This window comes from Sediminibacterium roseum, assembly GCF_009939005.1.
GTDB lineage: Bacteria > Bacteroidota > Bacteroidia > Chitinophagales > Chitinophagaceae > Sediminibacterium > Sediminibacterium roseum.
Genome location: NZ_JAACJS010000015.1, coordinates 1,252,663 through 1,265,899, shown reverse-complemented (window position 1 = coordinate 1,265,899; position 13,237 = coordinate 1,252,663). Strand labels below are relative to the sequence as shown.

At 49.1% G+C, this 13,237-nt stretch carries 7 protein-coding genes; 5 read left to right on the top strand and 2 right to left on the bottom strand.

What is annotated here, in order from left to right:
- Positions 1-286: 286 nt before the first annotated feature.
- The 5 genes from GWC95_RS16665 (at position 287) to GWC95_RS16645 (ending at position 4,166) form a co-directional block, all read left to right on the top strand.
- Positions 287-1,276 carry a sensor histidine kinase gene (locus tag GWC95_RS16665; protein ID WP_237722186.1) on the top strand — a complete coding sequence of 330 codons (990 nt, stop codon included), beginning with the start codon at positions 287-289 and terminating at the stop codon, positions 1,274-1,276.
- Positions 1,277-1,301: 25 nt separating this feature from the next.
- A complete protein-coding gene (locus GWC95_RS16660; protein ID WP_161819848.1) occupies positions 1,302-2,033 on the top strand; it encodes a LytR/AlgR family response regulator transcription factor in 732 nt (243 codons plus the stop codon).
- Between the two features lie 239 nt (positions 2,034-2,272).
- Positions 2,273-2,509, top strand: a complete 237-nt coding sequence (locus tag GWC95_RS16655) for a hypothetical protein (protein ID WP_161819847.1) — start codon at positions 2,273-2,275, stop codon at positions 2,507-2,509.
- Positions 2,506-2,781 carry a DUF2442 domain-containing protein gene (locus tag GWC95_RS16650; RefSeq protein ID WP_161819846.1) on the top strand — a complete coding sequence of 92 codons (276 nt, stop codon included), beginning with the start codon at positions 2,506-2,508 and terminating at the stop codon, positions 2,779-2,781. The genes GWC95_RS16655 and GWC95_RS16650 overlap by 4 nt, the downstream gene beginning before the upstream one ends.
- A gap of 80 nt (positions 2,782-2,861) precedes the next feature.
- Positions 2,862-4,166: a M28 family peptidase gene (locus GWC95_RS16645; protein WP_161819845.1), complete on the top strand. Its 1,305-nt coding sequence runs from the start codon at positions 2,862-2,864 to the stop codon at positions 4,164-4,166.
- A gap of 126 nt (positions 4,167-4,292) precedes the next feature.
- Here the strand turns inward: GWC95_RS16645 and GWC95_RS16640 are convergent, their stop codons facing one another.
- Together GWC95_RS16640 and GWC95_RS16635 are read right to left on the bottom strand one after the other, a co-directional pair.
- Positions 4,293-5,312: a PorP/SprF family type IX secretion system membrane protein gene (locus tag GWC95_RS16640; RefSeq protein WP_161819844.1), complete on the bottom strand. Its 1,020-nt coding sequence runs from the start codon at positions 5,310-5,312 to the stop codon at positions 4,293-4,295.
- Positions 5,313-5,338: 26 nt separating this feature from the next.
- Positions 5,339-13,186 carry a PKD-like domain-containing protein gene (locus GWC95_RS16635; RefSeq protein WP_161819843.1) on the bottom strand — a complete coding sequence of 2,616 codons (7,848 nt, stop codon included), beginning with the start codon at positions 13,184-13,186 and terminating at the stop codon, positions 5,339-5,341.
- Between the last annotated feature and the right edge of the window lie 51 nt (positions 13,187-13,237).

Genomic DNA, 13,237 nt, shown 5'->3' with positions numbered 1-13,237 from the left:
TTTGAAGGGGTGAGTTTGGCGTGAATGGAGAAAATGACCCTGACCCGAAACGCTGAAAAGGCCGCGGGCCATGCGGTTGCCCGTGTTTTTGCCCGGCATCACCGCATTCACCGCCCAGCTCCCGCTCCGCCGCCTCTGCCAAACCAGACAGCCGCCCTTTTTGCCATTAATCCCAATTCACTATGCTTTTGGAGGCGTTTCACTCTATATTTGTCTTAACATGAGAAGTAAATCTTCATTATACTGGTGTTGTCAGTTAGGTGGTTGGTTGTTCTATGGCTTGACCATGGTGTTCTTCGCATTTATTTTCGACAATAAGACCAACGACATACTTTATCCCCGGATCGCGATCACGATCCTGGTCGGCCTTGTTTTCACCCATATTTTAAGGGAGCTGCTGGTTGGGCTCAACCTCCGCCCGCCGATCATCAAGCAGAAATGGCTGTTGCTCACCGTGGTGGTGCTCAGCATCATTGTATTGTTCAACCTTGCCAACAGCGCGGTGGTTGAATGGTCGAAGAAATACGATCCTAAGATCAAGGTCTCTGTTGAAAAACGTTTCTTGTACAACCTGATCCTCGATTCGCCGCTGATCCTCGTCTGGTTCTCGGCCTATTATATCTGGCATTACGTGGAGCTGGGCTCTAAAACGGAGATCCAGAAGGCAAGGCTGGAGAGCCTGGTAAAAGAACTGGAGCTCAAAACCATCAAATCGCACATCAATCCCCATTTTATTTTCAACGCATTGAACAGCATCCGGGCATTGGTGGATGAGAACCCCGAGCGGGCAAGAACGGCCATAACCGCGTTGAGCAATATCCTGCGCAGCAGTATGCAGGCAGAGAAACTGGAAACGGTGCCGTTTGAAAGGGAGTTGAATATCGTAAAAGATTACCTCGCACTGGAGCACATCCGTTTTGAAGACAGGTTACGGATCGAATACGATATCGACGAAGACACACTGGACCAGCCCGTACCGCCAATGATGTTGCAGACATTGGTAGAAAATGCGATCAAACATGGCATTGGCAAGCAGAAGGGAGGTGGACTGGTGCGCGTGATCTCCGATTACAGGGATAACAACCACGAACTCATCGTTCAGAATACCGGGCAGATGAGTGCAGAGAGCGCTACAAGCGATGGCTTCGGCATCAGCAGTACCCGCAACAGGCTGAAACTTCTTTTTGGAGGAAAAGCTACCTTTGCCATTACCAATACGCAAAACGATATGGTAGAAGCCAAGGTGAAAATGCCTGTGCAGGAATTCCATGTTTAAAATTCTGTTTTAATAAATACGAGTTATGGCGATTAAAGCAATTATTATTGACGACGAAAGGCTGGCACGCAATGAGTTAAAAAAATTGTTGCAGGACCATTCTGACATTGAGGTAATAGAAGAAGCGGCGAACGTAGATGATGGCATTGAAAAGATCGAGACACTCAACCCCGATCTGATCTTCCTCGATATCCAGATGCCGGGCAAAACAGGCTTCGACCTGCTTGCCGAAGTTGAGAAGGCGCCGAGGGTGATTTTCACCACGGCTTACGATGAATATGCGATCAAGGCATTTGAAGTAAATGCGCTCGATTACCTGCTCAAACCCATCGAGCCCAAACGCCTCGCAGATGCGATACAAAAACTGCAGGCAGAAATCTTCAAAGAAAACGTTGGCATCGGTGGTGTAAACCGCGGACCGCTTACAGAATACGACCAGGTATTTGTGAAAGACGGAGAACGCTGCTGGTTCGTAAAACTCGGCGAGATCCGTTTGTTTGAAAGCGTGGGCAACTACGCGAAAGTGTTTTTCGGAACGCACAAGCCACTCATCCTGAAATCGCTCAATGCGCTCGAAGAAAGGCTCGACGACAGGATGTTCTTCCGCGCCAACCGCAAACACATCATCAACCTCCGCTGGATCGAAAAGATCGAACCTTATTTCAACGGCGGCCTGCTGGTTGACCTGAAAGGCGGAGAGAAAATTGAAGTGAGCAGGAGGCAAACGGTGAAGTTTAAGGAAATGATGAGTTTGTAAATAGCGTAAACGTAAAAGTAGCTGCTGCGTGTTGTGATATTAAAAAAACTGTTTGGCCCCAACTGAAAAGCTGGGGCTTTTTTTATGATGCAGGAAGTTGATAGGAGATGGCTGCATTGACATGTTGTCAATGCAGCGTATGTTTTTTGCGTGGATCTTTGCATGGTTATTATGCCGAAACTATTTGACTACCTGGGTTTCATTTTCTTTTTCTACAGCAATGACCATTTGCCTGTTCATTGCCATTAAAGAAGGGAGATAAAGAGGTAAAAGTTGAAATGGAGTTTGTTAAGAACAGGCTGATAGGGCTTCACATCAGGATGGCGAACAGGAAAACTAAAAAATTAACCCCGGCAGAACGGGAAAAAATCAGGAAATTTGTTTGGACGTACCAAGGAGAAATCAAACAAAAATGGGAAGATTTCAGAGCAGGTAAAGCTATCAAAATGGAAAAAATCTCCAGGGAGATAAAATGAACAAAGAAGAGTATGTTAAACCGATAAAAGTGAAGAAGGCAACCTACGTGGATGGCTTCAGGGTTTCTATTGGGTTTAGCGATGGAAAAAACAAGATCGTTGACTTTGGGCCGTTTTTGGAGAAGCTCCAGGATAGCTTCTTAGAAAAGTACAAAAAACCGGGAATGTTTAAAAAATTTGCAGTTGAAAACGGCAACCTTGTCTGGGGTGAGGATTGGGACCTGGTGTTTCCGGTAGACCAGCTTTATAAAGGCAAGATCAAATTGCAGTAGCAAGCTACGGATCGCTAAACAAATAAACCTATCTCAATCCTAATAATCCACTACATTTAATGCCACAAAAAAACACCCGAATGAAAAAGATCAGTTTGTTGTTGTTATTGGGATCAGTAGCAACGGTTTCTTTTGCCCAGGATATCGATAAGATCCTTAATGCAAAAGAAGTGGAACGCATAGAAAGAACATTATCGTCTGATGCAATGGAGGGACGTGCCACGTTCTCACCGGGCATCGACAAAGCGGCTGCATTTATTGCGGACGAATTTAAAAAAGCCGGCCTTCAGACCTGGAACAACAGCGGAACCTTTCTGCAGAAAATACCAAACATGATCAGTGGCAAACCATCTTCCATCTCGGTAACGATCGATGGTGCGCCGTTTGATGCAAAAAATGTAATGGTGCTCAGCGGTAAATCTGCTGTTAAGATCAATGAGAACTCGGGACTTGAAAAAGTAACCATTCCCAAAGGTGCAAACCTCAATATGGAACTTCGGAAATATACAACCGGTACCAAAAGTTACCTGGTTGTACTGGATACCTCGTTCGCCGCCACCTTCTCACGCATGCAGTCTGCAGGCGGAAGGCCGTCGATGCAGTCAGACAGAACAACGGTGATCGTGTTAACCGCAACCGACCCGCAGAAATTTTCTGTTGAAGCCAGTTTCGCAGAACTTTCTTTGCAGAACGTGCTGGGCGTTTTACCTGGGAAGAGCCTGAAGAATGAGTACGTAATCTTTTCGGGCCACTACGATCACCTGGGCATCAGGGGAGGGAAAGACAAAGACGGTAATCCCGTAAAAGATTCTATCTACAATGGCGCAAATGATGATGCCGCAGGAACCACTGCCGTGATCATGCTGGCTAAATATTTCAAAGCGCTCAACAACAACGAACGCACTCTTGTTTTCTGCGCATTTACAGGCGAGGAAGTGGGAGGCTACGGCGCAAGTTATTTTTCAAAACAATTCAAGCCGGAAGACGTAAAAGCCATGTTCAACATCGAAATGATCGGAACGGAAAGCAAATGGGGCACCAACTCTGCCTACATCACCGGTTATGAAAGAACCGATATGGGCAAGCTATTGCAGGGCAACCTGGATGGAACAGGGTTTACATTCTATCCCGATCCTTATCCTACGCAACAACTGTTCTTCCGCTCAGACAATGCCACGCTTGCAAGACTTGGCGTTCCTGCGCACACCATCTCCACTTCTAAAATGGACAGCGAACCCAACTACCACAAGGTGAGTGATGAGATAGGCACGCTTGATATGGACAACATGGCGCGCATCATCAAAGCGATCGCCCTGAGCTCAAAAGGAATCGTGAGTGGAAAAGAAACGCCTTCGCGCGTGGATGTTTCTGATCTCAAACGCTAGTTGCAAAGCGCAGTTGAACAAAAGATCAAAATCAAACCGATCTCAAAGTTTATCAATAGAAAAGACCGATGTGTTTCATCGGTCTTTTTGTTTCCGGTAAGGTTCAGCCTCACGGCGTCGCCTCAATTATTTCCACGGGCACGGAATAGGGTTCGCCTTTCGCTGTGGCGATCTGAAGATGAGTGAGAACTCAAAAGTTTTCAGTGAGCCCAGTGAACTTGAGGAACCCGTGTTCACATCATAACTCAATCCACCTGTTACATTGCCGATCATAAGTCCTACATAAGGAACCACCGCTTCGTTTTTCCTGTACCACAAACCGGTGTTGAGAACCGTAGGCTGCACCTGGTCGCCCTGCGCAAGTATCGTTCCTATGTTTACGCCAAAAGTGTAGGAAGTGATGTTGCTTTCCATCACGTACAGGGCCGCCGCATTGAACACGAATTTTTCTGACAGGTAGCTCTGGTAGTTTGCGTGTATGTTGTAGCGTGCGGGATCGAGTTGGTTCGGGTCGTTCAGGGCCGAGCGTTGCGTTTTAAAAAAACGGTAACCCGATACGCCGATGTCGAAACCGGATGTTTCTGATGAATAGGTATATGCAATACCTGCCGACATTGCAAAATAGGGTTTGATCTGGCTCAGGTATGGCTCGGATGTGGGCAGTGTTCTGTTGAAACCGGAAGATGACAACTGGCTTGCAAAATCAAGCTGGTTAAAATCGATCATCGTGTTTGAATAGGTTCCGCCAAGGCCAAGCGAGAGCCCGTGCATGTCTTCGCCATCCAGGCTCACATGCGAGCTTAAAATGCCCGTGAACGAATTGCTTTTGTACGCACCGCCCAAACCTTTGTCCTGCAGGAACAAAACACCACCGCCGATATAATTTTTCTCATTGTCTCTTTGCCTGAACAATTTTCCATCAAACGAAATAGACGATGTGGTTAGCGGGTCGATACCCGATGCGATCCACTGGCTCCTGTGTAAGCCAACGATGCGCCAGTCTGCATCGCCATTACCCGCCAGTGCAGGGCTCACGCTCAGCGGCGATGAATAGAACTGCGAGAAGATCGGGTCCTGCGCAGCAACCGTACTGCATAAGATGATGCAGATCAACAACCCCGTTCCACTAAAAAATCTCTGTCTCATTGGTCAATCATAGTTTTTGGTAATCATTATCTCAATAACAGCACTTGTCCTTTTCTTTCCACCGTGCTTCCATCAAGCCCGATGCCAACGGCAACCCAAATATAGATAGCCATCGGTTGCGGTGTACCATTCAACGTTCCGTTCCAGCCCACATCGTGGTTTTTTGTTTCGAACATCAACTGGTTGAACCTGTTGTAAATCCTGAAATATTTGAATTCTTTGATGCCAGACAGGTACGGGTAGAGTATATCATTGATGCCGTCGCCATTTGGCGTGAACGATTTTGGTATCAGGATCTCTACCAGTTTGTCATCAAACACCCTTATCAGCAATGAATCGTTGGTTACGCATCCCGCGGGTGAGATCAGGTTGATCACATATTGCTGTGTATTCTGGTTGTTGAAGAATGTGCTCGCACTGTCGGGGTTGTTGATGCCAAACGGCGGTGTCCACCTGTATTTGTAACCCGGCAGGCTACGCACCGCAACGGGCGTTGATTGCCCTTTGTACGCGCTGATGGAGGGCATCGTCACACCCGCGATAGGGAACCTTATGTTTATCGTGGTATCGAACGTAGTCGGGTTTGCCGGGCAATAGAACTGCGTTGCCTTTAACCTGATGTGATGGTCGCCTCCCGTTGTAAACGTCACATTGCCATGGAAACCTGTTTGCGATGAAACAGATGCTCCGTTGTCAAATGTCCATTGCCACATGGTTGGTCCAATCAGGTTGGTATCGGTGATGTTGGTGATGTTCATCTGAACATTGATGCAATAGGTATCGTACAGCAAACGGAGCACCGGTTGTGGTATGTATATTTTTGGCTGGAACACAGCGGCGGTATCCCTGCAGCCAAACTGGTTCACCAGCTGAACATTGTAACGCCCCGGAACATTGGTTGCGATGGAATCATCGGTTGCCCCGTTGATCACTGTGCCGTTTCTTGTCCATTGGTAGGTAAGCACCTCCGGCGATGTCACAAACATGGTATCGGCAATATCATTACAGATATAAGGCCCGTGCAACGAATGTATCACACCAACCGGCAGCGAATTGATGACCTGCGAAAAGTAAACGGTGTCTTTCACGTTCGTGCAACCGTTGTGCGATGCATTCAGGAACGACAACTTTCGGGATGCATTGGGCGATGAAGGAACAACGAGTTGGTAAGGCGTTGTGGTAATACCGGTGATCACATGTGGTGTGTTTGTGGTTCCGTCGAAATAAGTAAAGCCCCATGGCGACGAGCCGGTAAAGCTGACCGATAAGGTATCGAACGGATAACGGCAGATCTCCGGTTTCCCGGTCACAAAGGTGCGAGGTACAGGCAGCACCGTGATTGTTGCCGTAAAGCTGTTGCTGATGCATCCGCTGTTTTTGGCGGTAACCGTATATACCACGGTGCTGTTGGTGGTGATGAGGTTATCGAGCACCTGGCTCACCGCAGCCTGCGGCGTACTTGCCGCACTGATACCCGTTACAGAACCGGTTGGCGCAACACCTGGCGTACCCCATGTGTAAGTTGTATTGGGCGGTTGGTTACCCGGCGTGGCATTGAATGCTGCACCGCTGCACACGGTTGCGGCCTGGTTCGGGATGGCCGGGAGTACCGCACCCACCACAATATTCAGCGTAAACGGATTTCCCACGCAGCCGCCGGCCTGCGGGGTAACCGTGTATACTGCCTGTGCGGGTGCTGTTGTTGTGTTAAACAAGGTTTGGGAAATAGTAGGGGCAGGCGATGGTTGTGCCGTTCCGCCAACGATCGATCCGAATGGGAAGGTCAACGGCGTTGCCCATGTATACAACGTATTCGATGGAACAGGAGACGCTGCGGTCAGAGAGAAAGACGAACCCGTGCAGATCGTATCCTTCATATTGGTTACCGATGGCGTAGGGTTCACAAAAACAGAAAGGTTGAATGTTTGCCCCAGGCAACCATTTGTTGATGGCGTAACCGTATACACCGCATTGTTTACAACATTGTTTGAACTGCTCAGCGTTTGCGAGATCGAGGTTTTGGCGATCGCTTCTGCACTGCCGCCGGTTAAACCTCCGGCCGGACTAACAGCCGGGTTGCTCCATGTATACACCGTATTTGCGGGAACATTCGATGGCGTATAGGTAAACGTTGTTCCGCTACAGATCGCGGCAAGTATCTGGTTTGAAATGGATGCCGCGGGGTTCAGCGTTACCTCCACAAAGAAATCGGCGCCCGTACATGCCCCGGCTACCGGTGTTACACGGTAACGCGCGATGGCCGTGTTCAATGTTTGGTTGATGAGCAATTGTGCAACGGATGGTTGGCCGCCCGGTTCTGCCGTTCCGCCGGAGATCGATCCGAGCGGGTTGATCGTTGGCGACGTCCATGTATACAGCGTACCTGCGGGAACATTCGCTGGTGAATAATTGAAGGCTACATTGCTGCAGGTGGCAGTGGTTTGATTGGCAATGGTTGGTGTTGGGTTTACCGTTACGGTTATACGCTCCGTGTTCGTACATCCGTTTGCGGTCATCGTATAATCATAATACGTGTTCACCGTATTCACCGAAGTATTTACAAGCAGCTCTGCAGGATTGTTGGTACCCGATGCCGCTGTGTTGCTGATGAATGCAACAGCAGCCCTCGTCCACGCGAACGAGGTCCCGGTTAATGCAGCCGTCGGATTGTAATTGAATTGCGCACCGCTGCAGATCGCGGCCGGGTTAAGAAGGCTTGTGAGTGATGGCGTAGGGTTCACTCGAACACTTACTGTTTCGTTGTTGGTACAACCTGCAGGCGTGGTAAGTGTATACGCATAGGTAACAGTGATCGCCTGTGTTGTGATGTTCACCAGCGTTTCCAGCGGGTTGTTCGTTCCCGCGCGTGCAACATTGCTGATGCCTGCAACCACGGCTCTTGTCCACTGGAAGCTTGTGCCCGGCGTATTACTTGCTGCGGCGTAACTGAATTGTGTATTGCTGCAAACAGCTGGTGCAGTGGTGCTGATGTTCAGTTGTGTTCCAGGGTTAATACCAACCGTTATCGTGAAATCATTACCCGTACAACCATTCACCGAAGGTGTAACCGTATACAGTGTCTGTACCGCAGCCGTTGTAGTGTTGGTTAACACTTGCGAGATCGATGATTGCGGTGTTACCTCCGAGCTGCTTCCTGTTACCGATCCAAAAGGTGTATCTGTAGGCGTGATCCATGTATACCGCGTGCCAACAGGAACAGAAGTGGGCGTAACGGTAAACGCATTGCCAGAACATATGGCAAGCGTCTGGTTGTTTACCACAGGTACAGGATTAACCGGCACCGTTACCTGGAACGTACTGCCTGTGCACCCATTTGCGAGCGGTGTAACGGTGTATACTGCATTGTTCGCGATGTTGTTGTTGCTCACCAATGTCTGACTGACCGATGTTTTCAAAGCGGCCGCACTTCCACCCGTGAGCCCGCCTGCGGGTGAGATCGCGGGGCTGCTCCAGCTGAATACGGTTCCCGACGGCAAACCTGCAGGGGTGTAAGTAAACGGACTGCCACTGCATACCGCGGCAAGCGTTGCGTTGCCTGCATTCGGAACCGGGTTTACGGTAACGGTGATGGTAAATGGTTGTCCGGCACAACCGCTCGCTGCAGGAATGGCTGCGTAAACAAGATTGCCGGGTGCTGTTGTATTGTTGAAAAGCAGCTGGCTGATGGTCGGTTGTGGCGTTGCCTGTGCAGAACCATTGTTGACAACGTTAACCGGATTGCTTGTTGGGGTGCCCCATGTATACAGGGTATTGGATGGAACGTTGGCTGGCGCTACTGTAAAACTTGTATTGCTGCAGATCGACAAAGCCTGGCTGTTTACCACTGGAACCGGGTTGATGTTGACCCTTACCGTTTCGGTATTGCTGCAGCCGTTGGCAAGCAGGGTATAATCGTACAAAACCTGTATTGGCGCGAGCGAGGCATTCACCAGGGTTTCATTCACCGCGCCGTTACTGTTTGCCGCTGCATTGGTAATGTTGGTGATGGCTTGCCTGTTCCAGGAAAAATTCGTACCCGCAGTAGCAGAAACCGGTGTGTAAGAAAAAAGATTGCCGCTGCATACATCTGCCGGTGTCAAAGAGATACTCATTTTCGGTGTCGGGTTGGCAACCACTGTAACGGTTTGTGAATTGGTACATCCCGCAGCGGTACTCAATGCATATACATAAGTAACCGTGATGGGTGCGGCTGTCACATTCGTCAACACCTCGAGCGGGTTGTTGATTCCCGTAGCAACACCATTGCTGATGCCCGCTACTACGGCCCTTGTCCATGAGAAACTTGTGCCCGATGTTGCGCTCGTTGGCGCATAACTGAATGTGCCTGCACTACAGATGGCTGCAGGAGTTAGGCTGCTGCTGAGTTGGGTGGATGGGTTGATGGTCACATTCAATGAAAACGCACCACCTGTGCATGTTGCACTTACGGGGATGATGGTATACAAAGTTGTTGCGGCAGATGAAGTGTTGTTTGTGATCGTTTGCGAAATAGTTGAAACCGGCGTTGCCTGCGCACTCTCTCCTGTTACTGATCCGAACGGTGTAACGGCGGGCGTCGTCCACGTATACGTTGTACCCGAAGGCACGCCTGTGATGGTCGTTGAAAATGCATTGCCCGAACAAACCGATGTATTGACAGGTGATGATACAATAGGAACCGGGTTAACAGGAACATTCAATGTAAATGTATTACCCACACAACCCGCAGCCACGGGAATGATTGTATAAGACGCGGTGGCAGCAACAGTTCCGGTGCTCACCAATGTTTGCGATACAACAGGTTGGTTACTCAAGGCTCCACCACCGGTTAAACCACCGAGCGGACTGTATGTTGGCGCACTCCATGTATAAGCAGTTGTTGCCGGAACGGAAGGTGGTGTGTATGTAAATGCGGATCCGCTGCACACCGCAGGAATGGTTACGGGCGTAGAAATAACAGGCTTTGGATTCACTGTTACATCAACCGTAAAATCCAGCCCGGCGCAACCATTGGCAACCGGTGTAACGGTGTAGTACAATATTCCGGGTGCAGTTGTCGTATTCTGCAATGTCTGGCTGATGCTGTTCTGCAACGTTGCAGTTAATCCTCCTGTAACAACACCCGCAGCAACACTTACAGGTGCCGCCCACGAATACTGCGTTCCTGCGGGAACACCAACACCGGATGGAGTAATGGAAAAACTGGTATTCGTACAGATCACATCACTCTTGTTGGTGATGGATGGAATCGGATTGATGGGTATGGTAACCGTTTGCGCGTTGGTACAACCGTTTGCCAGCAAAGAAAAATTGTAAACGGCAGTTGCAACGGTGCTCGAACTGTTGATCAATGTTTCGTTGATCAGGTTGTTCACACCCGTAGCCGCGCCGTTGCTTATGTTCGCTGCAAGCGGCCTGCTCCAGCTGAACACAGTTCCCGTTGTAGCAGAGGTTGCTGTGTAGCTGAACGCACTGTTGCTGCACACGCCTGTTGATGTGATGGGGCTCGACAAAGTAGGAGCAGGGTTAACAGACAATACCACGGTTGCATTAGACGTACATGAACCCGGTGTGGTAAGTGTATACACATAGCTCACAGAGATAGGCGCAGTGGTGGAATTGACCAATGTCTCAGCAGGGTTTCCAGAACTGCCAAACGTTGTACCAGGACTGATGCCCGTTACCGACGGACGGGACCAACTGAATGTTGTTGAAGGAACATCGGCCGTTGGTGTATAATTAAAAACAGTGTTGCTGCATATCGCAACAGGCGTAAGCGAAGACGTCATGGATGCAACCGGTTTTACAGGCGCGCTTACGATAAACCCGTTTGTACAACCACTCGCAGTTTCTTTGATCGTGATGGCATAGTAAGTAGTTACATCTGCGGTAGTATTGTTCACCAGTGTTTCAACGATCGAGTTCGGCGCACTTATGTTCGATCCGGAATTGGCAGAGTTCGTAATACCCGCCACAAACGAACGCTGCCACGAAAAGGTTGCAGGCATCGAACTGGTAGCAACATTGTAATTGAAATTGGAAGGGATATTGGAACAGAATGGTGTAACCGATAAACTGTTTGACGAAATGTCTACAGGCGTAACGGTGTTCAACACGTTCACAATAACCGTAAAGTCGCTTCCGATGCAGCCTGCGAGGTTTGGTTTCACTGTATAAGTAACATCAACCGGTGCTCCTGTTGTGTTGTGGAGCAATGCCTGGTTAACAAAAAGTTGTGGCGCCGTTTGCGAAGTAAGGGCTGTAACACCGGCAATATCGCTTGTTACAACACCGGCTGGCGTCATGGTAGGTGTTACCCATGTAAACGTTGTTCCCGGCGCAGCGCCTGCAGGGGCAGAGGCGAAACCGTTGTTGTTACAAACAGATAACGTATAGCTGCTGACCGTAGGAATAGGGTTAATATCAATAAAGAGGTTTTGTGTGTTGATACAACCTGTAAGCGAATTGGTGAGCGTGTAGGTATACAAAACAGAGATGGTCGCGTTGGTTGTATTGATGAGCGTTTCGCTGATCGGTGTTGTATTTGAGGTACCGCTGTTCGATATACCGGCCTGCGTGTTGCGAACCCACGAATAATTCACATTCGGATCCTGGATAGAAGCGGGCGTATAGTTAAACGCGGTTCCGCTGCACAACGCCGGCGGTGTAACCGTGCTGCTCAATGCAGGCAAGGGATTTACCGTTGCCGTTACGGTTTGTGTACTGCTGCAACCCGCTTTGGTTACATTATACACATAAGAAGGCGAGGCTGCTGTGGTTCCTGTATTTACAAGCGTTTCATTCACACTGCCGTTCCCGAAAGATGAGTTGGGTGTGATGTTTGGCGTAGCGGCGCGTGTCCAGTCAAAACTAGAGCCGGCAAGGGATGAAGTAGGGTTATAGACCAGCACCGAACCGCTGCACACTGTAACAGTGGTGGCGCTTGTCAATGTTGGGGTGGGCACTACACTCACGGTTACGGTTTCTGTGTTGCTGCAACCTGTTGTGCCATTCGTCAAGGTAAAATCATAATTCACCGAAACAGGCGCCGTTGTTGAGTTTACCAATGTTTCATTGACGCTGTTCGAAGACCCTGTTCCCGTTGTATTGGTGATGCCACCCACGATCGGCCTTTGCCATGTGAAATTTACCGGCGATTGCCCTGATGAAGCGGCATAGGTGAAAAGGACGCCGCTGCACACACTGTTCGGCGCTGTATTGTTGATGGTAGGCAGGGGATTAACAATTACCGAAACGTTCTGTGTATTACCACAACCTGTTGAGGTCAATGAAATGGTATAGGTTGCAACCGCAGGGTTAATGCTTGTATTCGTGAGTGTTTCTATAATCGAACCAGCTCCCGAACTGGAGCCTGGGGTCATGTTGGATGTGACAGATCTTGTCCAGGTTGCGGTTGTACCGGCCACGGGACTCGATGTATTAAAGCTGAACGTGCCGCCGCTGCAAATAGAGGTAGTTGAAAGACTGGAAGTAAAAGTAGGGGTGGGGTTCACGGTTACAACCAGTGTGAAGTTATACACACCTGAAAAAGACTGGACCGCGTAGGTTACCTGCCTTGCAACGTTGCTTGAATTGGTAATAGTTTGGTTGACCGAAGTCTGATAAGTGTTCTGTGCCGTCGCATCTGTGAAAGCTGTTTGAGAAGGCAGCGGCCACCTATAGGTTTCGGTACTTGGCGGGCCCAACGAGGTTGGCGTAAAATTCAGCGTTTCGCCGCTGCAGATGGTAATGTTGTATGTTTGAGCGGATGCACGCGCAGCACACAAAAGAAGAAAAACCAAACACAGGCCCGTTCGTAACTTTGGTAAAGTCTTTGCCACAGTAGAACAGGCTCTCCTTACATTCCTTCTCATAAACACACGGATTCTTGGATTTTGTTTGCGGAAATTACTTAAAAAGGGCTT